19 protein-coding genes and 1 pseudogene are annotated in these 24,716 nt (G+C 71.3%); 10 read left to right on the top strand and 10 right to left on the bottom strand.

The window, feature by feature from the left end; translation table 11 throughout:
- Positions 1 to 4 precede the first annotated feature (4 nt).
- Complete coding sequence (gene hemG / locus OG819_RS01735) at positions 5 to 1,465, bottom strand: protoporphyrinogen oxidase (RefSeq protein WP_266647690.1); 1,461 nt, start codon at positions 1,463 to 1,465, stop codon at positions 5 to 7.
- 179 nt (positions 1,466 to 1,644) lie between these two features.
- Between hemG and OG819_RS01740 the strand changes: the two genes are divergently transcribed.
- Together OG819_RS01740 and OG819_RS01745 are read left to right on the top strand one after the other, a co-directional pair.
- Complete coding sequence (locus OG819_RS01740; protein WP_266629847.1) at positions 1,645 to 2,631, top strand: DUF4349 domain-containing protein; 987 nt, start codon at positions 1,645 to 1,647, stop codon at positions 2,629 to 2,631.
- Between the two features lie 51 nt (positions 2,632 to 2,682).
- Positions 2,683 to 4,071, top strand: a complete 1,389-nt coding sequence (locus tag OG819_RS01745; protein WP_266629845.1) for an FAD-dependent oxidoreductase — start codon at positions 2,683 to 2,685, stop codon at positions 4,069 to 4,071.
- A 34-nt stretch (positions 4,072 to 4,105) separates the two neighbouring features.
- Here OG819_RS01745 and OG819_RS01750 read toward each other — a convergent pair whose 3' ends face one another.
- Positions 4,106 to 4,441, bottom strand: a complete 336-nt coding sequence (locus OG819_RS01750; RefSeq protein ID WP_266586731.1) for a hypothetical protein — start codon at positions 4,439 to 4,441, stop codon at positions 4,106 to 4,108.
- Between the two features lie 126 nt (positions 4,442 to 4,567).
- On the opposite strand from OG819_RS01750, the gene OG819_RS01755 reads away from it, so the two are divergent.
- The gene (locus tag OG819_RS01755) at positions 4,568 to 5,386 is read left to right on the top strand and encodes a rhomboid family intramembrane serine protease (RefSeq protein WP_266629843.1); all 819 of its coding nucleotides are present in this window, start codon (positions 4,568 to 4,570) and stop codon (positions 5,384 to 5,386) included.
- 55 nt (positions 5,387 to 5,441) lie between these two features.
- On the opposite strand, the gene hemE is transcribed toward OG819_RS01755, so the two are convergent.
- Entirely contained in the window at positions 5,442 to 6,512 is a 1,071-nt protein-coding gene (hemE, locus tag OG819_RS01760; protein WP_266629841.1) for a uroporphyrinogen decarboxylase, read from the bottom strand.
- 163 nt (positions 6,513 to 6,675) lie between these two features.
- Between hemE and OG819_RS01765 the strand changes: the two genes are divergently transcribed.
- The 5 genes from OG819_RS01765 (at position 6,676) to OG819_RS01785 (ending at position 13,359) form a co-directional block, all read left to right on the top strand.
- On the top strand, positions 6,676 to 7,344 hold the full coding sequence (locus tag OG819_RS01765) for a DUF3000 domain-containing protein (protein WP_266647692.1): 669 nt from the start codon (positions 6,676 to 6,678) through the stop codon (positions 7,342 to 7,344).
- A 336-nt stretch (positions 7,345 to 7,680) separates the two neighbouring features.
- Positions 7,681 to 8,343, top strand: coding sequence for a response regulator transcription factor (locus OG819_RS01770; RefSeq protein ID WP_054234007.1), 663 nt, complete (start codon positions 7,681 to 7,683; stop codon positions 8,341 to 8,343).
- Positions 8,344 to 8,466: 123 nt separating this feature from the next.
- Positions 8,467 to 9,744 carry a ribonuclease D gene (locus OG819_RS01775; RefSeq protein ID WP_266647694.1) on the top strand — a complete coding sequence of 426 codons (1,278 nt, stop codon included), beginning with the start codon at positions 8,467 to 8,469 and terminating at the stop codon, positions 9,742 to 9,744.
- Between the two features lie 265 nt (positions 9,745 to 10,009).
- Complete coding sequence (locus OG819_RS01780; protein ID WP_099920196.1) at positions 10,010 to 11,236, top strand: acetyl-CoA C-acyltransferase; 1,227 nt, start codon at positions 10,010 to 10,012, stop codon at positions 11,234 to 11,236.
- Positions 11,233 to 13,359, top strand: coding sequence for a 3-hydroxyacyl-CoA dehydrogenase NAD-binding domain-containing protein (locus tag OG819_RS01785; protein ID WP_266629836.1), 2,127 nt, complete (start codon positions 11,233 to 11,235; stop codon positions 13,357 to 13,359). Before OG819_RS01780 ends, OG819_RS01785 begins: the two co-directional genes overlap by 4 nt.
- A gap of 210 nt (positions 13,360 to 13,569) precedes the next feature.
- Here the strand turns inward: OG819_RS01785 and OG819_RS01790 are convergent, their stop codons facing one another.
- The 4 genes from OG819_RS01790 to OG819_RS01805 all read right to left on the bottom strand — a co-directional run bounded on the left by OG819_RS01790 (position 13,570) and on the right by OG819_RS01805 (position 18,165).
- Positions 13,570 to 14,586 carry a hypothetical protein gene (locus tag OG819_RS01790; protein WP_266647696.1) on the bottom strand — a complete coding sequence of 339 codons (1,017 nt, stop codon included), beginning with the start codon at positions 14,584 to 14,586 and terminating at the stop codon, positions 13,570 to 13,572.
- A 28-nt stretch (positions 14,587 to 14,614) separates the two neighbouring features.
- Entirely contained in the window at positions 14,615 to 15,982 is a 1,368-nt protein-coding gene (locus OG819_RS01795; protein WP_266647698.1) for a hypothetical protein, read from the bottom strand.
- Entirely contained in the window at positions 15,983 to 16,825 is an 843-nt protein-coding gene (locus tag OG819_RS01800; RefSeq protein WP_266647700.1) for a hypothetical protein, read from the bottom strand.
- 116 nt (positions 16,826 to 16,941) lie between these two features.
- Positions 16,942 to 18,165: an RNA-guided endonuclease TnpB family protein gene (locus OG819_RS01805; protein WP_266647701.1), complete on the bottom strand. Its 1,224-nt coding sequence runs from the start codon at positions 18,163 to 18,165 to the stop codon at positions 16,942 to 16,944.
- A 25-nt stretch (positions 18,166 to 18,190) separates the two neighbouring features.
- On the opposite strand from OG819_RS01805, the pseudogene tnpA reads away from it, so the two are divergent.
- Both tnpA and OG819_RS01815 read left to right on the top strand, forming a co-directional pair.
- A pseudogene (tnpA, locus tag OG819_RS01810) lies at positions 18,191 to 18,606 on the top strand (IS200/IS605 family transposase).
- 378 nt (positions 18,607 to 18,984) lie between these two features.
- A complete protein-coding gene (locus OG819_RS01815) occupies positions 18,985 to 19,359 on the top strand; it encodes an NTP pyrophosphohydrolase (protein ID WP_266629818.1) in 375 nt (124 codons plus the stop codon).
- A 70-nt stretch (positions 19,360 to 19,429) separates the two neighbouring features.
- Here the strand turns inward: OG819_RS01815 and OG819_RS01820 are convergent, their stop codons facing one another.
- From OG819_RS01820 to dxs, 3 genes are all read right to left on the bottom strand, one after another.
- On the bottom strand, positions 19,430 to 20,896 hold the full coding sequence (locus OG819_RS01820) for a glycosyltransferase family 39 protein (protein ID WP_266629816.1): 1,467 nt from the start codon (positions 20,894 to 20,896) through the stop codon (positions 19,430 to 19,432).
- A gap of 103 nt (positions 20,897 to 20,999) precedes the next feature.
- A complete protein-coding gene (locus tag OG819_RS01825) occupies positions 21,000 to 22,493 on the bottom strand; it encodes an amino acid permease (RefSeq protein ID WP_266629814.1) in 1,494 nt (497 codons plus the stop codon).
- Between the two features lie 153 nt (positions 22,494 to 22,646).
- Positions 22,647 to 24,578, bottom strand: a complete 1,932-nt coding sequence (dxs, locus tag OG819_RS01830; RefSeq protein ID WP_266629812.1) for a 1-deoxy-D-xylulose-5-phosphate synthase — start codon at positions 24,576 to 24,578, stop codon at positions 22,647 to 22,649.
- Positions 24,579 to 24,716: the final 138 nt, after the last annotated feature.

Genomic DNA, 24,716 nt, shown 5'->3' on the forward strand with positions numbered 1-24,716 from the left:
GAGGCTATTCTCCCGCTCCGCCGTGCAGGCTCTGCACCGGGTTCGCCCTCAGCGCGTCCAGTCCCGCGTGGTCGCCGCCGAGCTGGTCCACGGCGGCGTACGCGCTCGCGACGCACGCGGGGATGCCGACCCCGTCGTACGCCGCGCCGCAGACGGCGAGCCCCGGGAGCTTGGCCACGTGCTCACGGACGCGGGCCACACGCGTGTGGTGACCGACGGGGTACTGCGGCAGGCCGTCGTCCCACCGGGTCACCCGGGTCGCCACGGGCTCGGCGGCCAGGCCGGTGGCCTCGCGCAGGTCGTTCCTGGAGACGTCCACGAGGTCGGCGTCGTCGCGGCCCAGTACCTCCGTCTCGCCGTACCGCCCGACGGAGGTGCGCAGGACGAGCAGGTCGGGGTTCTCCTCGGCGATCCAGCCCCACTTCTGGGAGGCGAAGGTGGATGCCTTGATGGTGTGGCCGTCCACCGGCGGCACCAGGAAACCGCTCCCTTCGGGGAGGGCGGTGTCGGCGCGCCGGTAGGCGAGTGTCACCAGCGCCATGGAGGCGTACTCCACACCGGCCAGCTCGGTGGCCGCGGCGGGCGTCTCGGCCCGCAGCAGGGCGGCGGCCGCGCCGGCGGGCACCGCGACGACGACCCCGTCCGCGTGCAGGACGCGGCCCCCGGCCACCACTCGCCAGCCGCCGTCCTCGGTGCGGCGCAGCTCCGTGACCGGGGCGCCGGTGACGATCTCGCCGCCCCGCGCCCGCACCGACCGCGCGACCGCGAGCGGAAGTTGGCCCACGCCGCCCTCGATGCCCATGAACACCGGCCCGGTCTGCTGGGCCGTGGCCGCCTTCGCCTGGATCTCGCGGACCGCCTCGGTCAGGGAGACATGGGTGCGGACGGCGGCGAAGAGCTGGGGAACGGCCAGGCGCATCGAGATGCGGTACGCGTCGCCCGCGTAGACGCCGCCCAGGAGGGGCTCGACCAGGCGGTCGACGACCTCGCGGCCGAGGCGTGCCGCCACGTACTCCCCCACCGCCACGTCGTCGCCGACCTCCGTGCGGGGCAGGTCGGCGTCGCGCTCGATGCGGGCCAGGCCCTCCTCGGAGAGGACGCCGGAGAGGGCGGCCGCGGTGCCGGGCACGCCCATGACGTGGCCCTTGGGCATGGGGCGCAGCGCGCCGCGCGTCCACAGGGAGGCGGTCGCGGTGGCGGGCGGCTGGAGGCGGTCGGCGAGGCCCACCTCGCGGGCGAGGGCGACCGCTTCCGGGCGGCGGGCGAGCATCGACTCGGCGCCGAGATCGACCCGTGCGCCCGCGATCTCGCCGGGCAGCAGCTTGCCGCCGACGCGGTCCGACGCCTCCAGGACGGTCACCCGCGCGCCGCGGTCCAGCAGGCGGTGGGCGGCGGCCAGACCGGCGATCCCGCCCCCGATGACGACGACCTGTCCCGTACCCGTACGACTGTCCTGTGCGCGCATGACTCCACCTTCTCAGACCCCGCTGACAGGCCCGCCGGGCCCCAGTGCCGTCGTCGGGTACGGCGGTGTCCCGCGCGAGTCCCGACCGTGACCGCATCGGGACCTGATCCCGCCAACGTCGCGCCCGGTCCCGGCGTCGAAGGAGGGTCAGCAGTCACCAGCCACGGGGGTACGCCCACATGTACACACGACGTTCCGCTCGAACCGGCCCGGTCCTGGCCGGGATACTCCTCGCCGCTGCCCTCGCGGTGACCGGCTGTGGCGCCGCCGGCGGTGGCTCCGACTCCACCGCCGACAAGGCGGCCGCGCCGGGCGCCGGGAACGCCCACTCGGGCGCCGCGGCCGACGCCGCCTCGGGCGCGGGCGGCGCCAAGTCCACCACCCCGTCCAAGGCCACCGGCACGTCCGTCCCGGCCGGCAGCCACATCATCCGCACCGCCTCGCTGACCCTGCGGGTCAAGGACGTGCCCAAGGCGCTGGACGAGGCCCGCACCGCGGCCGTCGACGCGGGCGGCTACGTCGGCAACGAGACGACCACCCGGGACGGCGGTGGCCGCGAGCGCACCCGAGCCGTACTGCGTGTGCCCACCGACCGGTACGACGCGGTGCTCTCCTCCCTGGAGGGCACCGGGAAGGTCGTCGAGCGGACGGCCAAGGCGCAGGACGTCACCGACCAGGTCGTCGACGTGGAGAGCCGCGTCAAGTCGCAGCGCGTCAGCGTGGCGCGGGTCCGTGAGCTGATGGACCGGGCCACCAAGCTCAGCGATGTGGTCGCCCTGGAAGGGGAGTTGAGCACCCGCGAGTCCGACCTGGACGCCCTGCTCGCCCAGCAGGCGTCCCTGAAGGACCGCACCAGCCTGGCCACCATCACGCTCTCCCTCTCCGAGACGCCGCTGAAGGACGCCGGGAAGAAGTCCGACTCCACGGGCTTCGTGGACGCGCTGACGGGCGGCTGGGACGCGTTCGTCACGATGCTGCGCTGGATCGCGGTGGCGTTCGGCGCGGTGCTCCCGTTCCTGCTGAGCGCGGGGCTCCTCGTGGCGCTGTGGCTGCGCCTCGCCCGCACGGGGCGGCCGCGCCGGCCCGCGGCCGAGACGGCTCCCGCGAGCGCGGGGTCGCTGCCGGTGGCGCCGCCGGTGCGCGAAGAGGGTGGCGAAGAGGACTGAGAAGAGGGTGGCGAAGAGGACTGAAATGCCGGGCCCCCGTAGCGTGTTCGCATGAGCATGAGCCGTACGGAGCGACTGGTCGTGATCGGGGGTGACGCGGCGGGCATGTCCGCCGCGTCACAGGCACGCCGGATGCGCGGGCCCGACGAGCTGGAGATCGTGGCGTTCGAACGCGGCCACTTCAGCTCCTACTCGGCCTGCGGCATCCCGTACTGGGTGGGCGGCGACGTCCCCGAGCGGGACCGGCTGATCGCGCGGAGCCCGGCGGAACACCGGGAGCGCGCGATCGACCTGCGGATGCGCACCGAGGTCACCGAAATCGACCTGGCGGGCAGTCGCGTCCGCTCGCTCGACCTCGAGACCGGGGCCGAGGAGTGGACCTCGTACGACAAACTCGTGATCGCGACCGGCGCCCGCCCGATCCGCCCCGACCTGCCGGGCGTCGACGCTCCGGGTGTGCACGGCGTGCAGACCCTGGACGACGGCCAGGCCCTCCTGGACACACTGGCCTCGACCGAGGGTCGGCGCGCGGTGGTCGTCGGCGCGGGCTACATCGGCGTGGAGATGGCCGAGGCGCTCATCAACCGCGGGTACGAGGTGACCGTCGTCAACCGCGGCAAGGAGCCGATGTCCACGCTCGATCCCGACATGGGCCGACTGGTCCACACGGCCATGGAGAACCTGGGCATCACCATGGTCAACGACGCCGAGATCACCGAGCTCCGCACCGGGGAGGACGGTCGGGTGCGCGCGGTGGCCACCGAGGACGCCGAGTACCCGGCGGACGTGGTCGTGCTCGGCATCGGCGTACGCCCCGAGACCACGCTCGCACGGGCCGCGGGACTCCCCCTCGGCGACCACGGCGGGCTGCTCACGGACCTGGCGATGCGGGTGCGCGGGCAGGAGAACGTCTGGGCCGGCGGCGACTGTGTCGAGGTGCTCGACCTGCTCTCGGGACGCGAACGGCACATCGCGCTGGGCACGCACGCCAACAAGCACGGGCAGGTCATCGGCACCAACGTGGGCGGCGGGTACGCGACCTTCCCCGGTGTCGTCGGCACGGCCGTGAGCAAGGTCTGCGACCTGGAGATCGCCCGCACCGGGCTGCGCGAGAAGGACGCGCACCGGGCGGGCCTGCGGTTCGAGACCGTCACCATCGAGTCGACCGCCCGCGCGGGCTACTACCCGGACGCGGACCTCATGACGGTGAAGATGCTCGCCGAGCGCCGCACGGGGCGGCTGCTCGGCGTGCAGATCGTCGGCGGGGAAGGCGCGGCGAAGCGGGTCGACATCGCCGCGGTGGCGCTGACCGCGGGCATGACGGTGGAACAGATGACATCCCTGGACCTGGGATACGCGCCCCCGTTCTCACCCGTGTGGGACCCCATCCTGGTGGCGGCACGCAAGGCGGTGACGGCGGTACGCAGAAACGCCGTGTAAGTGGAGCGCCCCAAAGGGGGGCGAGGCCGCGCGCCTACGCGGACTCGTGCCCCGCGTTCCCGTTGATGCGGTCTATCGCCTGCCGCGCCTGCTCGGCCGGCGGCCGCGCCGGCAACGAGGACACCGACGCCGAGGCGGTGACGGCCGCGGGCTGCGTGGTGGGCGGCTTGGCATGGGCGGCCGGCCGCGCGGAGCGCAACCGGTGGCTGACGGCCTCGTCCAGGGTCACCGGCCGCTGCATCCGCGCCGCGAGCCGTCCGGCCTCCTGGCCGAGCGCGGCGACGTCCTCCCAGGGGAGGTGCAGCACCAGGGCGATTTCCGCCTCGCCGTCGGGCAGGGCATGCATCGGAGGAGTAACTCGGTCGTTCATCGCCTGTGTCCTCACGTCTTCCTCGCGTCGCGTCTTCGTCGCGGCGCGGGCGGTTGAGGAGACATACGGACACGGCGGCGGGGGCGTTCACGGATTCACCCGGCGTATCCCGGGCACTAGTTCCTCGTGGTCATCCCCGTCCATGACGTGAACCCGGTGCGCCGCACGCCCTATGTGACGTATGCACTGATCGCCGCCAATGTCCTGGTATTCCTCTACACGCCCGGCCTCGCCGGATCCGTGGCGGGTGACAGCGGGCTCTCCCAACTGTGCCATCTGCACGCGTTCCTGGAGCACTACGCCGCGGTACCGCAGGAGTTGATCCACCACCATGCGCCCCGCCTCGTACCGACCGGTGAGGTCGGCGTCGGGGCGGGGGGACCCGGGTGTCTGGTGGGCCCGCCGACGTACGACAAGTCGCCGCCGCTCTCGGTCCTCACCGCGATGTTCCTGCACGGCAGCTGGCTGCACCTGCTCGGCAACATGCTCTTCCTGCTGATCTTCGGCAACAACATCGAAGACCGCCTCGGACATGTGCGGTTCGCGGTGTTCTACGTGGCGTGCGGTTACGCGGCCGCGTACGGCTTCGCGTACCTCAACGCCGACTCGGCCGACCCGCTGATCGGCGCCTCCGGAGCGATCGCCGGAGTCCTCGGCGCCTATCTGGTGCTCTATCCGAGGGCCAGGGTCTGGGTGCTCGTCCCGTTCCTGGTCTTCCTGCCGCTGCGGCTGCCCGCGTGGCTGGTGCTGGGCTTCTGGTTCGCGCTGCAGGCGGTGTACTCGTCCGGCGGCGGCGTCTCCACCGCCGGAACCGTGGCGTACGAGGCCCACGTGGTCGGCTTCCTCGTGGGGATGCTGCTGGCCTGGCCGCTGCGCCCGGGCACCCCGCCACCGCCGGAACCGCGCAGCCTGCTGTTCGGCAGACAGGCGCGGCACAGCTGGTGAGGCGTGCGGCGAGGAGGCATGCGGTGCTGAGCCGTGCGGCGTCCCCCGTACGAGGTCAGCGCGCGGTCTGCTGGTGGACGTACTCCACGAGGCGGGTCAGCGCGTCCGGGTCGGTGCTCGGCGGGACGCCGTGGCCGAGGTTGAAGACATGGCCCTCGAGACCGGCGGCGGCGTCCAGCACCTCACGGGTCTTGGTCTCGACGGCCTCGGTGGTGGAGAACAGGACGGCGGGGTCGAGGTTGCCCTGGAGCGCCTTGCCGGGGCCGACACGGCGTGCGGCCTCGTCGAGCGGGACGCGCCAGTCGACGCCGACGACGTCCGCGCCCGCCTCGCCCATGAGGCCGAGCAGCTCGCCGGTGCCGACGCCGAAGTGGATGCGCGGCACGCCGTATCCGGCCACGGACTCGAAGACCTTGGTGGACGCGGGCATCACCGAGCGCCGGTAGTCGGCGGGTGCCAGGGCGCCGACCCAGGAGTCGAAGAGCTGGACGGCGCTCGCGCCCGCCTCGATCTGCACCTTCAGGAAGGCGGAGGTGATCTCGGCGAGACGGTCGAGCAGGTCGGCCCACAGCTGCGGGTCGCCGTACATGAGCGCCTTGGTGTGCTCGTGGTTCTTGGACGGGCCGCCCTCCACGAGGTAACTCGCGAGAGTGAAAGGCGCGCCCGCGAAACCGATGAGCGGGGTCTCGCCGAGCTCGGCCGTCAGGAGCTTGATCGCCTCGGTGACGTACCAAACATCCTCAGGGGTCAGATCGCGCAGCTGGGCCAGGTCGGCGCGGGTGCGGATCGGGTTCGCGACGACCGGGCCGACGCCCGGCTTGATGTCGAGGTCGATGCCGATGGCCTTCAGCGGGACGACGATGTCGCTGAAGTAGATCGCCGCGTCCACGTTGTGCCGGCGTACGGGCTGGAGCGTGATCTCGGCGACCAGCTCGGGCCGCATGCAGGAGTCCAGCATGGCGATGCCCTCGCGCACCTTGAGGTACTCGGGCAGCGAGCGACCGGCCTGCCGCATGAACCACACCGGCGTGTGCGGCACGGGCTCGCGCCTGCACGCCTTCAGGAAGGCGGACTCGTACGTGGCTGTCGGCGGCTGGCCCGTGGCGGGGCGGTCATTGGCACTCACGACGGAAAGTCTCGCACGCCCCACAGCCCCACGAGTGCCGGGCTCCGGCGCCCGGACCGGGCCCCTCCCGTCTGCGCGTTTCGCGGGCCGCGATCCGGACAGTGGTCCGGCGCACGGGTGTCTCTCCCTGCGCGCGGGCTCCGTTCCCCTTAATCTTCCCCGCATGGCTGCGGCTCAGGGACGACTGTCGGACGGCGCTGGCGAAATGGACGATGCCAAGGAGGGGGACGGTGATGCGAGGGAGACGGGTCCGCCGCCCTTCCGGGCTGCCGTCGACGCACTGAGGGCCGCGCGGCTGCGGCCCGAGATCGAGATCGACCCGACGCGGCCACCGCAGCGCCTGGCCCCGTACGCGTATGCGCTGGAGGCCGCGGTCGTCGCCGACGACGAGGACCTGGCGGACGGCAGGCTCATCCTGCTGCACGACCCGGCGGGTCACGACGCCTGGCAGGGCTCCTTCCGGCTGGTGACGCTGGTCCGTGCGGAGCTGGAGCCGGAGATGGCGGCCGACCCGCTGCTCCCGGACGTCTCCTGGTCGTGGCTGACCGGCGCGCTGCAGGCCCGCGGCCTGTCGTACGGCGAACCGAGCGGCACCGTCACCCGGGCGAGCTCGCACTACTTCGGGGGGCTGTCCGAGCGGCCCTCCGCGTCGCAGATCGAGATCCGCGCCTCCTGGACGCCTCGCGAGGGCCTGGGCGGCGTACCGGACACGGCCACGCACCTCGCCGCCTGGTGCGATCTGCTCTGCCAGATCGCGGGCCTGCCCCCGGCGGGGCCGGGCGACGCCTCGGTGGTGACCCTCCCGCAGCGCCGGGGGCCGCAGTCCCGCTGAACACCCGGATTCCGTCTTCTCCGTCCTCCGGGGCGCCCGTGTCACGTCGAACGGGCGCCCTTTCCGATCGCGCGGAACGCCGCGCCCTTTACCGAGTTCCTTGCCGAGGCTTTGTCGATACGGCCACTTTCAGCCGTGTCGCGACATGGAATGACTCGGTTCGATCTTCGGACGATCGATCATGTGTCTGAATTGCACGGATTGTTACTCACCAAATCGTGATCATTCTCTAAAGGCGGACGGGTTTGATGCCGAAGACGTCTGTGACCTTGAAAGCACGGTTCGCCCCGGCACCATCCCCACAGCCGGTTCCGTCCCGCACCCCCAGGAGGCCTGGTGTCCGTTCTCCTCGAGCAGCCCGCAAGCCTGGTCGCCTACCGCCCGAACAAGCCGACCGCCATGGTGGTCGTGGCCGACCCACGGGTCCGATCCACCGTCACCCGCCACCTCTGGGCGCTCGGAGTACGCGACGTCATCGAGGCGTCGTCCGTCGCGGAGGCCCGTCCCCGAATCGGCAACCCGCGCGACATCTGTGTCGCCGACGTCCACCTGCCCGACGGCAGCGGGCTCACCCTGCTGTCCGAGACCCGAGCCGCGGGCTGGCCCAACGGCCTCGCCCTCTCCGCGGCCGACGACATCGGCGCCGTGCGCAACGCCCTCGCGGGCGGCGTCAAGGGCTATGTCGTCACCGGCACCCGTACGAACGTCGGGCTCCCCACCCGACCCGGTGTCGCGCCCATCGGCTCGGCCGCCGCCCGTATGCACCGCCGCCCCCCGGGTGCCCCGAGCCACCCGGGCGGCTACCGCGAGCTCTCCGGCCGCGAGGTCGAGGTGCTCCGGCTCGTCGCCGAGGGCCAGTCGAACAAAGCCATCGGCGTCTCGATGGGCCTGTCCGCGCTGACCGTCAAGAGCCACCTCGCCCGCATCGCCCGCAAGCTCGGCACGGGCGACCGCGCCGGGATGGTGGCGGTCGCCCTGCGGACGGGGATCATCCACTGAAGCGGGGGCACACCCCCCACCGGACCGGATCTTTCACCGACCTGACTGGTTTACGACCCCCCTGCACCCGCCGACGGAACGTTCCGTCGGCGGGTGTAGTCCATACACGGATACCCTTGACAGGTGACCGACGCCCAAGAGACCGCAGAAGACAGCTCACTGCGAACCACCGGAGGCGGCCCTCCGGACGACGTCGAATCGGCGCCGACCCCTTTGCTTGAGCCCCGAGAGGGCATTCCGCCCGTCGTCGCCGACGAGACCTCGCTCGCCGAGGTGATCGCGGCCTTCGCCGCCGGCTCCGGCCCCGTGGCCGTGGACGCCGAACGCGCGTCCGGATACCGATACGGCCAGCGCGCCTATCTGGTGCAGCTGCGCCGTGAGGGCGCGGGTACGGCGCTGATCGACCCCATCGCCTGTCCCGACCTCTCTGGGCTCGGCGAGGCCATCTCCGGCGTCGAATGGGTGCTGCACGCCGCCACCCAGGACCTGCCGTGTCTGCGCGAGATAGGCATGGTGCCGACGCGGCTCTTCGACACCGAGCTGGCCGGCCGCCTGGCCGGGTTCCCCCGAGTGGGCCTGGGCGCGATGGTCGAGAGCGTGCTCGGCTTCGTACTGGAGAAGGGGCACTCCGCGGTCGACTGGTCCACGCGTCCGCTCCCGGAGCCGTGGCTGCGCTACGCCGCGCTCGACGTGGAACTGCTCGTCGACCTGCGCGACGCCCTGGAGAAGGAGCTCGACCGGCAGGGCAAGCTGGAGTGGGCCCGGCAGGAGTTCGACGCGATCGCGCAGGCCGAGCCCGCGCCGCCGCGCAAGGACCCCTGGCGTCGCACGTCCGGGATGCACAAGGTGCGCCGCCGTCGGCAGATGGCCGTCGTACAGGACCTGTGGGAGACCCGGGACCGGATCGCCCAGCGCCGGGACATCTCGCCGGGCAAGGTGCTGGGGGACGCGGCCATCGTGGAGGCCGCGCTCTCCCTTCCGGCCAACGTGCACGCGCTGGCCGCGCTGAACGGGTTCGGGCACCGGATGGGGCGGCGCCAGCTGGAGCAGTGGCAGGCCGCCGTGGATCGCGCGAAGGCGCTGCCGGAAGCCGAGCTGCCGCAGCCGGGGCAGCCCGTCACCGGACCTCCCCCGCCACGCGCCTGGGCCGACAAGGACCCGGCCGCCGCAGCCCGGCTCTCCGCGGCGCGCGCGGCCGTGTCGGCGCTGGCCGAGCAGCTCAACATGCCGCAGGAGAATCTGATCACCCCGGACACGGTGCGGCGGGTGTGCTGGGAGCCGCCGGTCGGCGCCGACACCGAGTCGGTCTCGGCCGCGCTTGCCGGGTACGGGGCGCGGGCGTGGCAGGTGGAGTTGGTCACACCGGCATTGGTGGAGGCGCTGGCGGCGAAGGGGGCCTAGTCGCCGTACGTGGTTCTGTCGTACGGCGACTGCGGGTTGTTCTGGGCTGCTCGCGCAGTTCCCCGCGCCCCTTTCGGGGCCCTTGAAGCGAAAGAGCGACGTCGAGATCACGCCAAGATCCTCGGACGGCTTTCGTGTGACGTTCGCCGCTCCCGCCGTCGGGGGTGGGCAGGGTGGTTACTCGCAAGTAGCATGAGGGGTGAGCGCGCGCTCAGGGCGTGTGCGTCGCGCAGCAGTGCCATCCCGCATCTGGAGGAGAGCCATCGTGCCTCGTACCGTCAGGGACGTCGTCTTCGTCGACGGCGTCCGCACCCCGTTCGGCAAGGCGGGCCCGAAGGGCATCTACCACGAGACCCGCGCCGACGACCTCGTCGTGAAGGCCATCCGGGAGCTGCTGCGCCGCAACCCGGGCCTCGACCCGAAGAAGATCGACGAGGTTGCCATCGCCGCGACCACGCAGATCGGTGACCAGGGTCTGACGCTGGGCCGCACGGCGGGCATCCTCGCCGGTCTCCCCCAGTCGGTCCCCGGCTACTCCATCGACCGCATGTGCGCGGGCGCGCTGACCGCCGTCACCACCACCGCGGGCTCCATCGCCTTCGGTGCGTACGACGCCGTCATCGCCGGTGGTGTCGAGCACATGGGCCGCCACCCCATGGGCGAGGGCGTGGACCCCAACCCGCGGTTCGTCAGCGAGAAGCTGGTCGACGAGTCCGCCCTGTTCATGGGCATGACCGCCGAGAACCTGCACGACCGCTACCCCACGATCACCAAGCAGCGCGCCGACGAGTACGCCGTGCGCTCGCAGGAGAAGGCCGCCAAGGCGTACGCCAACGGCAAGATCCAGCAGGACCTGGTGCCGATCTCGGTGCGCAACACCAACGCGGAGGTCGGTGAGACCGGCTGGGGCCTGGTCACCGCCGACGAGCCGATGCGCCCGGGCACCACGCTGGAGAACCTGGCCGGGCTCAAGACGCCGTTCCGCGTCCACGGCCGGGTCACCGCCGGTAACGCCGCCGGTCTGAACGACGGTGCGACCGCGTCGATCCTCGCCTCCGAGGACTTCGCCCGCGAGAACGGCCTGCCGGTCAAGATGCGCCTGGTCTCGTACGCCTTCGCGGGCGTCGAGCCGGAGGTCATGGGCTACGGCCCGATCCCGGCCACCGAGAAGGCCCTCGCCCAGGCCGGCCTGTCGATCGAGGACATCAACCTCTTCGAGATCAACGAGGCCTTCGCCGTCCAGGTGCTGGCCTTCCTGGAGCACTACGGCATCGCCGACGACGACGCGCGCGTCAACCAGTACGGCGGCGCGATCGCCTACGGCCACCCCCTCGCCTCCTCCGGCGTGCGTCTGATGACGCAGCTGGCCCGCCAGTTCGAGGAGCAGCCGGAGGTCCGTTACGGCCTCACCACCATGTGCGTCGGCTTCGGCATGGGCGCCACGGTGATCTGGGAGAACCCGCACCACAAGGACGCCGGAGGCAACAAGTGAGCACCGCTGAACTCCTGAAGGGTGCGGCCGAGCTGTTCCCCGACGAGGTCGTGACGTCGGCCAACGTACGTCACCTCGACCTGCCGTTCGGCGCCGGGCGCTTCGCCCTCATCACGCTGGACAACGGCTTCGACCACACCAAGCCGACCACCTTCGGCCCGGCCTCGCTGGCGAACCTGGGCGCCGCGATCGACCAGGTCGAGAAGGAGGCCGCGGCCGGCGAGATCGTCGGTGTCGGCGTCACCGGCAAGCCGTTCATCTTCGCGGTCGGCGCGGACCTGAAGGGCGTCGAGCTCCTCAAGAACCACGACGACGCGCTCGCCATCGGCAAGGGCGGCCACGAGGTCTTCAAGCGCCTCGCGGGCATCGCGGTGCCGACCTTCGCGTACTACAACGGCGCGGCCATGGGCGGCGGCGTCGAGGTCGGTCTGCACTGCGCGTACCGGACCGTCTCGAAGGCGATCGCCGCCTTCTCCCTCCCCGAGGTCTTCCTCGGCCTGGTTCCGGGCTGGGGCGGCTGCACGCTGCTCCCGAACCTGATCGGCGCCGACAAGGCCGTCTCGGTCATCATCGAGAACTCGCTCAACCAGAACAAGCAGCTCAAGGGCAAGCAGGTCTTCGACCTCGGCATCGCCGACGCCATCTTCGAGGGCGCCGACTTCCTGGAGCAGTCGCTGATCTGGACCGCGTCCGTCCTCAAGGGCGACATCACGGTCGAGCGTCCCGAGATCGACCGCGGGGAGGCCTGGGACCAGGCCGTCGCCAAGGGCCGGTTCATCGCCGACAGCAAGGTGCACGGGGCGGCTCCGGCCGCGTACCGCGCCCTCGACATCATCGAGGCGGCCAAGGACGGCGACCTCCAGAAGGGCTACGACGCCGAGGACATCGCCCTCGCCGACCTGATCATGGGCGGCGAACTGCGTTCCGGCATCTACGCCTTCAACCTGGTGCAGAAGCGCGGCAAGCGCCCGGCGGGCGCCCCGGACAAGAGCCTGGCCCGTCCGGTCACCAAGGTGGGCGTCGTGGGCGCGGGCCTGATGGCCTCGCAGCTCGCCCTCCTCTTCCTGCGCCGCCTCGAAGTGCCCGTCGTCCTGACGGACATCGACCAGGAGCGCGTCGACAAGGGCGTGGGCTATGTCCACGCCGAGATCGACAAGCTGCTGTCGAAGTCCCGCATCAACCAGGACAAGGCCAACCGCCTCAAGGCGCTGGTGACCGGTGTGCTGGACAAGGCCGAGGGCTTCTCCGACGCCGACTTCATCATCGAGGCCGTCTTCGAGGAGATCGGCGTCAAGCAGCAGGTGTTCGCGGAGGTCGAGGCGGTCGCCCCGGCGCACGCGATCCTCGCGACGAACACCTCTTCGCTGTCGGTGACGGAGATGGCGTCGAAGCTGAAGAACCCCGAGCGGGTCGTGGGCTTCCACTTCTTCAACCCGGTCGCGATCCTGCCGCTGCTGGAGATCGTGCGCGGTGAGCAGACGGACGACGCCTCGCTCGCCACGGCGTTCGCCGTCGCCAAGAAGCTGAAGAAGACCGCGGTCCTGGTGAAGGACGCCCCGGCGTTCGTCGTCAACCGCATCCTCACCCGCTTCATGGGCGAGATCCAGAACGTCATCGACGAGGGCACGCCGGTCGAGGTCGCGGAGAAGGCGGTCGAGCCCCTGGGCCTGCCGATGTCTCCCCTCGTCCTGCTGGAGCTGGTCGGCCCCGCGATCGGTCTGCATGTCTCGGAGACCCTCAACCGGGCCTTCCCGGACCGCTTCACGGTCTCCCCGAACCTCGCCGCCGTCGTCAAGGCGGGCAAGCGCGGCTTCTACGTGTACGACTCCGGGAAGCCGGAGCTGGACCCCGAGGTCGCGGCGCTGCTGAAGCAGGGCGACGTGGTCCTCACGGAGGAGCAGGTGCGCGCCCGTGTCCTGGACGCGGTCGCCCAGGAGATCCGTCTGATGCTCGACGAGGGTGTCGTCGCCGAGGCCCAGGACATCGACCTCTGCCTGATCACCGGTGCGGGCTGGCCCTTCCACCTGGGCGGGATCACTCCGTACCTGGACCGTGAGGGCGTCTCCGAGCGGGTGACCGGCAAGCGGTTCCTGGAGGTCGGGGTGGCTTCCGTCCCCGCGTAAGCGCTCCGCTGTGTCTGACGGGTGCCCTGTATGCCGACGTGGCGTACGGGGCACCCGGCGTTTCCTCGCCCCCGCATCGGCCTGAACGGCCTCGTCCTCAAACGCCGGACGGGCTGAAGACGCGGGGCGGAGCCCCGCTTTCAGGGGCGCGGGGAACTGCGCGACCAGCCCACACCCGCCCGCAGCCGAAGAACACACCCCGGCTTTCTGTCACACCGGGCGCCACGCCTCCAGTGCCAAGCCCGGTTCGTCCTTGCGTCGGGTGAGGAGGAGCTCCTCGCTGCCCGGGGCCAGGGTCGCCGCCACCACCCGCCCGTCCTCGTCCTCGGCGAGAGACACCTCGGCCCCGACGGGAAGCCCGGGACCCGACTCGGTCCACCACGCCCCCGCCGCCTCCTGCTCGGTGGGATACGCGGCGAAGACGATCCGACCGCTCGCCGAGCGCTGCGCGAGCAACGTGCAGTCGTAGCCGTCGAGTTCGCAGCGGATCGCCGAGACGGGGCCGGGACCGGCCGACGCGAGCACGGGGACGGACTTGGTGCCCGGGCGCCACGCGCACACGTCACCCGCCTCGTCGGTGAAGAAGAGGGTGGTGGCGGAGGGGGAGGTGGCGAGGGCACGGAGGGTGCCGGGGCGTACCGATGTCTCCAGGGACTCCTGCAGCACCGGCTGCTTGCCCGGCTCCTCCTGGCGCCAGTGGGCGATCCCGTCGGGCAGTGCCGCGTACAGCTCGACGAGCCCGGACTCCCCCGTCACGGCCGCCAGATCCTCCCGTACGTCACTGCCCTTGAGGTCGCGCCAGGGATCCCAGCCGCCCTTCTCCTTCTGGGCGACCATGCTGACCCCGCCGCCCTTGTTCCGCACGAAGACGTGGGCACGCCCCTGGGCGTCGACGGCGACGGCCGGTGGACCGGTGCGGTCACCCGTCTTGTTGGGGTGCCCGATCGGGTGCCAGTCGAGCGCGGCGAGCCGCGGCCGGAAGTGCGTGGTGTGGACGAGCCCGGACTCACCGGGCACCGTGGGGCGCCACGAGACGAGATGGGTGTAGCCGTCGGCGCCCTGGCCGACGGCGAGGACGGGGTGCAGGCGCTGCGCGCCGCCGATGGTGCGCGGTGGGTCCCAGGGGCCGCCGGGCCCGCGCTCCGCCCGGCAGTGGACGGCGGTGCCCGACAGCAGGTACGCACTGAGCCTGCCGTCACGACCGCGTCTGAGCCATTCGCCGTTCACCGGTTCACTTTAATCCGGAGCCCGGCCGTCATCGCCAGGGGCCCAAGGGGCTGCCCGCGGCCGGTGACAGCTGGCGGCGGACGTGCAGGTGCCCGTCGGTGCCGATGACCGCCAGGACGACGGCACCCGCGGCGTCGCGTGCCATCGCGGGGGCGTGGGCGAACATGTCGCCCGACTCGCGCCAGTGGGTGCCGGAGATGTCCTTGTCACGGTCGGGCAGCGACACGACGGGGCGGCCGCGGCTGCCCCGGTGGGCCAGGAAGGCTTCCCGGGCGCCGCGTTCGGGTGCCCACAGCGCGGCGACGGCGCCCGTACCGCCGTGGCCGCCGAGCCCGGCGCCGGATCCGGGCCACCGGCCGTCGGCGTGTTGACGGTAGGCCATGACCTGCTGGGTGCCGGCCTCCCGGTAGTACAAGCAGGTGCGGCCCGCGCCCGAGTCGACGGCGGTGATGCCGCCGGTCGCGGGGCGGCCGGTCTTGAGGGTGTCGTCGAGGGTGAAGGGGCCGCCGGGTTCGGGCTGGTACCAGCGCCATACGGTGTTCTTGCCGGGGACGTAGAGCTCCACCGTGCCGTGCTGGGTGGTCAGTGCCGTGCCCGCGTCCTGGACGAAGGAGCCGCCGAGGTTCTCCCAGGGGGTCCAGGCGCCCGTGGTGTCACGGCGGCGCAGGCTGATGCCCTGGGCGAAGTCACGTACGAACACGTGGAGTCGGCCCATGCCGTCGACGGCGGCGGACGGCACGCCCACCTCGCGCTGGCGGCGGCCGTCGCCGTGGGACCAGTCCGGGTTCTCCTGGGTCCGCCAGCCGCTGAAGCCGTTGCCGTCGGGGTCCTGCACGGTGTGCACGACGTCGACGGTGACCCCGCTGCCGACCACCGACTGGCGGCGCAGGCCGACGAGTTCGGCGGGGCCGCCGGGTACGCCGGTGACGGCGAGGGTGGGGGCGAGCCAGCCGTCGCCGAGGACGAAGGGGCCCTTCCACTCGCCGCTCGCGGGGGCGGTCTCCGTCCAGAAGGCGAGGCGTCCGGCGAGCACCCCGAAGGCGTTCAGCCGGCCGTCGGGGCCCAGGCGCAGCCAGTCGGTCGTGGGCGAGTAGCGGTAGGCGGCGCTTCTCATGTGTGTGCTGCGGAAGGGGTTCGGCCCCAGCTGGCGGTCCCCGCAGCGCTCGCAGGTGCCGTGGGGGCAGGACTGCGGGGCGTCGAGGCCCGCGTAGGTGGCGAGGTACTCGGCCTTCTCCGAGACCGCCGCCGAGTCGAGGTTGTAGCCCCAGAAGCGGTTGGCGTAGGCGCGCAGTTCGTCGCGGCTGATGTAGCGGGCCGCGTTCGCGGACTCGGTGTGGTAGCCGGCGTGTCCGAACGCGGCGCGCCGGTGCTGCCAGGCGGGGTCGTTGCCGTCCACTCAGGTGTAGACGACGTCGATCGGGAAGCGGACGTCCTCGGGAAGCGCGTCGGCGCACGGCCGGATGGTGCGCACCGAGCGGGTGCGGCGGGTGTGCAGGGCGGCGAAGCTCGTGAGCCGGCTGACCGGGATGGTGACCCGGGGCTCGTCGAGGGCGACGTCCTCGGTGATCCGGTTGGGGCGGGGGGCCACCAGGCGCCCTTCGCTCGGCTGCCAGAACTCGATGTCGCAGCCGTACTCCAGGCCGAGGACCAGGGAGCCCGCCGGATCGCTCCACACCATGCCGACGCGCAGCACCCGCGACGCGTGGGTGACGTGCCGGCCGCGCCGGGAGCCGCACAGTGCCGTGCGGCCCGTCGCCTTGTCGCCGTGGCAGGCGCTCACGTAGACGGGTCCGGTGCCGGCGGAGCGGTCCAGGGCCCGGCGGACCCGGTCGCGGTCGGCTTCGGCGACGGCCAGGCTGGAGCGGAAGTCGGAGTTCCCGCGGATCGCGAAGTAGTCGACGCCCGCCTCCTCCAGCAGGGTCGCCACCAGTTCGAGGTTCGCCTCGCGCAGCCCGAGCGGCGACACCGTGGGGCGTACGAGGGCGATCTGCGCGCCCTGGCCGGGGAGCACCGCGAGCCGCTCGCCCTCGCCGAACAGGTGCGGCCAGCGGCGGCGGGCCCGCAGGCCGCGGAAGAACCGGGCCCCCAGGGTGACAGACTGGAGCCGGCGCAGCAGCTGCTTGAGCGCCATGCGCAGCCGCATCGGCACGCGCCGCGCGATCCGGCGTCTGAGGCCCGTGGGGACCAGGGTGCGGTACACCCCGACCGCGGCGGATGCCTCGGGGTTGCCAATGCTCACGAATGCGTGTCCGGGTCTTCGGGTTCCCCGTGCTCGAAAGCGGAGGCGACGGGGAATTGACTTGCTTCTCGGGCTGAAGCCCGAGGATTCTGGCCTTCTCGTCCGTTGCCGTGCCGCTACGCGGCACGGGGTTCGGGAGAGAATCCGTGGCTTCCTGCTTCATCGCGCTGTGCCAGGACGAGTCCTGGTCCTACCTGCGCTCCACAGGCTGCGACCGCCAGTCCGGCGGCCGTTTTCACGTTCTTCGCGGCATTGTGGTCCCGGTCATGGACCGTGCCGCACGCGGGGCAGGTCCACTCCCTGATGTGGAGAGGTTTGGGGCCGTCCTTGACGCCGCAGGCGGAACAAGTCTGGGAGGTCGGATCGAACCTGCCGATCTTCACCAGGGTGCGCCCGTACCTGACCGCCTTGTACTCCAGCATGGCCACGAACTGTGCCCAGCCCGCGTCATGCAGGCTCTTGGCCAGCCTGGTGCGCGCCAGCCCCTTGACCGCCAAGTCCTCCACACCGATCGCTTGATTCTCGCGGATCAGCTGCGTGGAGAGCTGGTGGTGGAACTCGCGGCGCGCGTCGGCCACTTGCGCGTGGGCGCGGGCGACCTTCAGGCGGGCCTTCTCCCGGTTCTTCGATCCCTTCTGCTTACGGGACAGGTCCCGCTGGGCCTTCTTCAGCTTCTTCTCGGCGCGGCGCAAGAACCGCGGCGAGTCGATCACGCGGCCGTCCGAAAGGACCGCGAAATGCGTCAGGCCCAGGTCGATGCCGACCATCTGGTCGCTGTCGGGCATCCGGTGGGCGTCGGCGGCCGGGTCCGTGTCGATGACGAAGGACGCGAAGTACCGTCCGGCCGCGTCCTTGATCACCGTGACGGAGGAGGGGGCGGTGGGCAGGGTCCTGGGCCACTTCACCTTCACCGCACCGATCTTCGGCAGGTTCAGCCGCCCGCTACCGGTGATCGACCAGCGGGCATTGGCGGTGAACCGGATCGACTCACGGTTGTCCTTGCGGGACTTGAACCGGGGCGCACCGGTCTTCACGCCCTTACGGGCCCCCTTGAGGGAGGCGAAGAAGTTACGGTAAGCGGCCTCGGCGTCGCGCAGAGCCTGCTGGAGCACCACGGCGGAAACCTCTCCCAGCCAGGCCCGCTCCACCGTCCGCTTCGCCTCGGTGATCAGTTTCCTGGACAGCTCACCGGCCGTCGGGAAAGCTGCGCCCGCCTTCCGGGCGTCCTCACGGGCGCGCACCGCGTCGTTGAACACGACGCGGGCGCACCCGAACGCCCGGGCCAGGGCGGTGCGCTGGGCCGTGTCCGGGTACAGGCGGAAGCTGTACCGAAGCTGCACGGCGGCAACGCTACATACGTGGGTTATGGGTGAGATGCAGAAGATCAGAACTGGCCGCCACTGTGCTTTCGTGATGCATGTGCACGTGGTCTTCGTGCCAAGTTCCGGCACAAGGTGTTCACGGACGCTCATCTGACGCGGATGGAGGAGATCATGCGGTCGGTGTGCGCGGACTTCGAGTGCGAACTGGTGGAGTTCAACGGCGAGGACAACCACGTCCGCCTCCTGGTGAACTTCCCGCCCAAGGTCGCCGTCACCAAGCTCGTCAACTCCCTCAAGGGCGTCTCCTCCCGCCGCCTGCGCCACGAGTTCCCCGACCTGGTACGGCACTACTGGCGGGCCAACAAGCTCTGGTCCGGTTCCTACTTCGCAGGAACCGTCGGCGGCGCCCCACTCTCCGTGGTCAAGGAGTACATCGAGCAACAAAACCGGCCGGTGTGAGCATCACTCGGCTCCGCCAGGACCGGCCATCACGGCGCTCCGCGCCACGGGTGGTGAACACGGGACGTCCGGCTCCACCGAACAGGAATCCGCGACGCTCCGCGTCGCCACGACAAGATTCGCTTCCACCGGGCTGAAACCCGATGCACTGCCAATGAATCCCGGTAGCCGGAGAGCCGGTCGAGTCCGACCTCGATGCTGAGCGCGTCGCTCGGGACGGTGCGCTGGACCCCGTTGCGGCCGCTCGGCCTCCCGCGTGCCCGCACGCGGAGGCGGCAGGGGAGCCGCGAGCCCCATCACAGGATGAACGTTTCCTGAAACTCGTGTGATGGCCGTTCAAACGGATGTCCAAACGGCCATTCATGCGACGCTGGCCGGATGACCGACCAGCCTCTGCTCGTGATCATCGACGCCGCCAACGTCGTCGGCTCCGTCCCCGACGGCTGGTGGCGCGACCGCCGGGGTGCCGCTGAACGGCTGCGGGACCGGCTCGCCCGGGACGGACTGCCCGGGCACGAGGGTCCGGTGGAGCTGGTCCTCGTGGTGGAGGGCGCGGCCAAGGGTGTGGAGTCCGTCCCCGGTGTACGGATCGTGGAGGCACCCGGCAGCGGCGACGACCGCATCGTCGAGGTGGTGGCCGAGGCGGGCGACCGGCCCGTACTGGTCGTCACGGCGGACCGTGAACTGCGGCGCAGGGTGACCGGGTCGGGCGCGGAGGTGGCGGGCCCGCGGACGGTTCGGGGACCGTCCTGAGCGGGCGCGCGATCGGTGGGCCGGAGTGGGTGAGCGAGCGGGGCGAGCCCGGCCGCGCGCGACCCCGGGGTCAGTCCGGCGGCCCCGTGCGGGTGTACAGCACCGCACCGTCCACCGTGCCCGCCTCCTCGTACCCCGCGTCCAGCAGCCGGCGCAGCGAGCGGACCCGGTCGGGGGCGTACGGCTTGCCGCGGGAGTCGTCGACGACGAGGGCTGGGGGGTGGGCCGTCAGTTCCGCGCGGAACACCGGCCAGGTGCCCTCGACGGCGTACTTCTCGCCGACCTGGGGACCGTCGCGGCCGCCGCTGTAGTTGGTGAGGAGCCCGGCGGTCAGATAGCGGCTGGCGGGGGTCCGGTGCGCCAGCCAGTACGTCTCCGGGTGTATGCCCCAGACCAGGACGCGGTCCCCTGGATCCGTACGGTGGTCCAGGGCGGCGGCGAGGCGCTGGGCGTGCCCGAGTTCGGGGCGCGGCACGAGCAGACCCCAGGCCAGGAACAGCGTGCAGCAGCAGACCGAGGCGAGGACGGCGGTCACCAGGCGTGCACGGGGCAGGATCTGCAGCGCGGCCGTCGCCAACAGGGCGACAGACGGGATGAGTTGCAGGTAGTAGTGGCCGAAGAAGTGGAAGCCGACCAGGACCGCCACCGCCGACGAGCCGAGCCACAGCCAGAGTTCGGCCGCGCCGGTGCGGGCCACGCGCAGCGCCCGCAGGACCGGCGGGATCAGGCCCGCGCAGGCCGCCGCGAGGATCCCCGCGTTGGTCAACCCCCGTGACAGGACGTGTAGTTCGGAGCCCGTAAAGGAGGCGTAGGAGCCCGAACCGGTGACCGTCCAGAACAGGAACCCCGCCGGGGAGGTGAGCAGCGCCGCGCCGAGGACCGGGACGACCAGGCCAACTCCCAGCCGCAGCAGGGCTCTTCTGGATGCCGTCGCCTGTCGCCACAGCATCCAGAGCACCGGCACGAGCACCACTCCGCCGGTCTGCTTGGTCAGGAGGGAGCAGGCCACGGCGACCCCCGCGGCGTCCCAACGACGCCGGTCGGCACACCACATCGCGGCCGTCGTGCAGGGCAGTATGAAGATCTCGAAGGTCGCCGCCTGCGCGTCCTCGGGGTTGAGCCCGATCGAGACCAGCACGTACAGCACCCCGGCCGTGCGCCCGGCCCGATCGCCCCAGCGGCGCCGGGCCAGCGAGGCCAGCAGCACGGCGGTCGACAGCTGGGCCACGATCGCGAGGACGCGTACCGACGTCAGCGAACCGGAGCCGAACACCGCGAACGCCGCCTCGTACAGCCACGGCACGAGCGGCGGCTTGCGGTCCACGACGGTCTCGTACAGCTCTCCCCCGTCCGCCAGTATCCGCGCCTGTACGGCGAGATAGCCCTCGTCGGGGTTCCACAGCGGCCCTACGAAGGAGGGAGCCCGGGTGAGACAGACCAGCGCCCCGAGGACGGGCAGCAGCCGTCTCCAGTAGCCGGGGCCCGACACCCGTGACGCGACTACGGAACGTGGTGTTTCCAGGAGCCCGGCGAGCATACGGTGCACGCTATCGGGCCCCGCGGTCTCCACCGAAGCGGGACATACGGGGCCGGAGCATCAATACGGGCCGATCACCGGGCGTTGGGGCGCGGCGGCGGCATCAGCGGGTGCCGGTCGCCTCCTCGTGCCGTTCGAGACGGCTGTGCGAGCGGCCGTACAGGAAGTAGACGACGAAGCCGATCACCATCCAGACCGCGAACCGCAGCCAGGTCTCGGCGGGCAGATTGAGCATCAGCCAGAGCGAGGCGAGGACGGAGAGGATCGGGACGAACGGGACGAGCGGGGTGCGGAAGGAGCGGGGCAGGTCGGGGCGGGTGTGGCGGAGGATGACGACGCCGATCGCGACGACGACGAAGGCGAAGAGCGTGCCGATGTTGACCAGTTCGGCCAGTTCGCTGAGGCTGGTGAAACCCGCCAGGATCGCGATGATCACGCCGAGCAGGATGGTCGGCCGGTGCGGGGTGCGGAACCTCGGGTGGACCCGGGAGAAGAACCGCGGCAGCAGCCCGTCGCGGCTCATCGCGAAGAAGACCCGGGTCTGGCCGAGCAGCAGGATCATGCAGACCGTGGTCAGACCGACGGCGGCGCCGAAGCTGATGACGCCCGCGTACCAGGGGTGCCCGGTCGCCTTGAAGGCGTCGGCGAGCGGCGCGTCGATGGACAGCCGGTCGTACCTCTGCATGCCCGTGACGACGATCGACACGGCCACGTAGAGCGCGGTGCAGATGAAGAGCGAGCCCAGGATGCCGCGCGGCATGTCCCGCTGCGGGTTCTTGGTCTCCTCGGCGGCCGTCGCCACCACGTCGAAGCCGATGAAGGCGAAAAAGACGACGGAGGCGGCGGTGAAGATGCCCATCACGCCGAAGTTGGTGGGCGTGTAGCCGAACATGAGCTGGACGAGGGGGGCTTGGAGGTTGCTGCCCGCCGTCTGCGCCTGCGCCTTGGGGATGAAGGGCTCGTAGTTGTCGCCCACGATGAAGAAGGCACCCGCGATGATCACGATCATCACGACGGTGACCTTGATGGCGACGACGACCGAGGTGACGCGGGCGGAGAGCTTCACACCGATGACCAGGATGGCGGTGAGCACCAGCACCAGCGCCGCGGCGAGGATGTCGAAGCCGAATCCGGAGGTCCCCTCCCGCCCGCTGAGATAGTCCGGCAGATGCCAGCCCGCGTTGTCCAGGAGCGAGCGCACGTACCCCGACCAGCCGACGGCCACCACCGCCGTACCGAGCGCGAACTCCAGCACCAGGTCCCAGCCGATGATCCAGGCGGGCAGCTCACCGAGCGAGGCGTACGCGAAGGTGTACGCGGATCCCGCCACCGGGACCGTGGACGCGAACTCCGCGTAGCACAGCGCCGCGAGGGCGCAGACGACACCCGCGGCGACGAACGCCAGCGAGACCGCGGGGCCCGCGTTCTCCTTGGCGACCTTGCCGGTGAGGACGAAGATGCCGGTACCGATGATGACACCGACGCCGAAGACGGTGAGATCCAGAGCCGACAGCGACTTCTTGAGTGCGTGCTCCGGCTCCTCAGTGTCCAAGATCGACTGCTCGACCTTCTTCGTCCTGAAGAGGGTCCTGCTCACGGGCCTACCTCCACGCTTGGCGTCCTCGACATGATCGAGGGGGCGTGTACCGCGCATGCCCCGAGGCGGTCGGGTTCACGCAAATGGGCCGGTTTCGCCACCCGTGCGGGGTGCCGGAACCGGCCCAATGGACCTGCGTTCGATCGAGGTACGTCAGTCGCGCGCGGGCTCCACCGAGTCCACCGTCTGCGCGGCGGCCCCCGGGAAGCGGCCGTCGAGCTTGGAGACGAGACCGGTGACCTGGCGGGCGATGTCCGGTGCGGTCAGGCCGATCTCCGTCAGGATCTCGGCGCGGGTGGCGTGGTCGAGGAAGCGCGGCGGGATGCCGAAGTCGCGCAGCGGGACGTCGACGCCGGCGTCGCGCAGGGCCTGTGCGATCGTCGAGCCGACACCGCCCACCCGGGAGTTGTCCTCGACGGTGACGACCACGCGGTGCTGCTCGGCGAGCGGGGCCATGGCCTCGTCGACCGGCTTGACCCAGCGCGGGTCGACGACGGTCGTGGAGATGCCCTGCCGGTCGAGGAGGACGGCGATCTCCAGGCACATCGGCGCGAGGGCGCCCACGGAGACGAGGAGCACGTCGGGCGCGTCGGTGCCCGGCTCGCGCAGCACGTCCATGCCGCCGATGCGGCCCACCGCGGGCACCGCCGGACCGACCGCGCCCTTGGAGAAGCGGACCACGGTCGGCGCGTCGGTCACGTCGACGGCCTCGCGCAGCTGGGCGCGGACCTGGTCGGCGTCACGCGGCGCGGCGAGCCTGAGGCCCGGCACGACCTGAAGGATCGACATGTCCCACATGCCGTTGTGCGAGGCGCCGTCGGTCCCGGTGACGCCCGCACGGTCGAGCACGAAGGTCACACCGCACTTGTGCAGCGCCACGTCCATCAGGACCTGGTCGAAGGCGCGGTTGAGGAAGGTCGCGTAGACGGCGAAGACGGGGTGCAGTCCGCCGGTCGCCAGGCCCGCCGCCGACACGGCGCCGTGCTGCTCCGCGATGCCGACGTCGTACACCCGTTTGGGGAAGGCCTTGGCGAACTTCTCGAGGCCGACCGGCTGGAGCATCGCGGCCGTGATGGCCACGACGTCCTTGCGCTCCTGGCCGAGCTTGATCATCTCCTCGCCGAAGACGGAGGTCCAGTCGGCGCCGGAGGAGGCGATCGACAGGCCCGTGTCCGGATGGATCTTTCCGACGGAGTGGAAACGGTCGGTCTCGTCCTGCAGGGCGGGCTGGTAGCCGCGGCCCTTCTCGGTGAGGCAGTGCACGATGACCGGGCCGCCGAAGCGCTTGGCACGGGTGAGCGCCGACTCCAGGGCCTCGATGTCGTGGCCGTCGATCGGGCCGACGTACTTCAGGCCCAGGTCCTCGAACATGCCCTGCGGGGCGATGAAGTCCTTGAGGCCCTTCTTGGCGCCGTGCAGGGTCTCGTAGAGCGGCTTGCCGACGACCGGAGTGCGCTCCAGGAGGTCCTTCCCCCGGGCGAGGAAGCGCTCGTAGCCGTCCGTGGTACGCAGGGTCGCCAGGTGGTTCGCGAGGCCGCCGATGGTGGGGGCGTAGGAACGCTCGTTGTCGTTGACGACGATGACCAGCTGGCGGTCCTTGGCCTCCGCGATGTTGTTGAGCGCCTCCCAGGCCATGCCGCCGGTGAGAGCGCCGTCACCGATGACGGCGACCACGTGGTCGCTCTTGTCCAGCACCTCGTTGGCCTTCGCCAGGCCGTCGGCCCAGCCGAGGACCGTGGAGGCGTGCGAGTTCTCGATCACGTCGTGCTCGGACTCGGCCCGCGAGGGGTAACCGGACAGGCCGCCCTTCATCTTCAGCTTCGAGAAGTCCTGACGGCCGGTGAGCAGCTTGTGGACGTAGGACTGGTGGCCGGTGTCCCACAGCACCCTGTCCTTGGGCGACTCGAAGACACGGTGGAGCGCGATGGTGAGCTCCACGACACCGAGATTCGGGCCGAGGTGGCCGCCGGTCTTGGAGACCTCGTCGACGAGAAAGGTCCTGATCTCCTCGGCCAGCTGGTCCAGCTGCTCCAGGCTGAGCCGGTCCAGATCGCGCGGTCCCCTGATGCGGGTCAGCAGCGGCACCCGTGCCTCCTTGCAGTAGAGCTGTTCGAGCTTTGCCGGGCCTGTCGAGTCTAATGTTCCGCCCGGACATGACTGTGCCCGGCACCGCCATTGGCGCCGGGCACAGGATCAAAGGGGCCTGAGTAGCGCCCCGACGGC

It is taken from the genome of Streptomyces sp. NBC_01549 (assembly GCF_026339955.1).
In the GTDB taxonomy this organism is placed as follows: domain Bacteria; phylum Actinomycetota; class Actinomycetes; order Streptomycetales; family Streptomycetaceae; genus Streptomyces.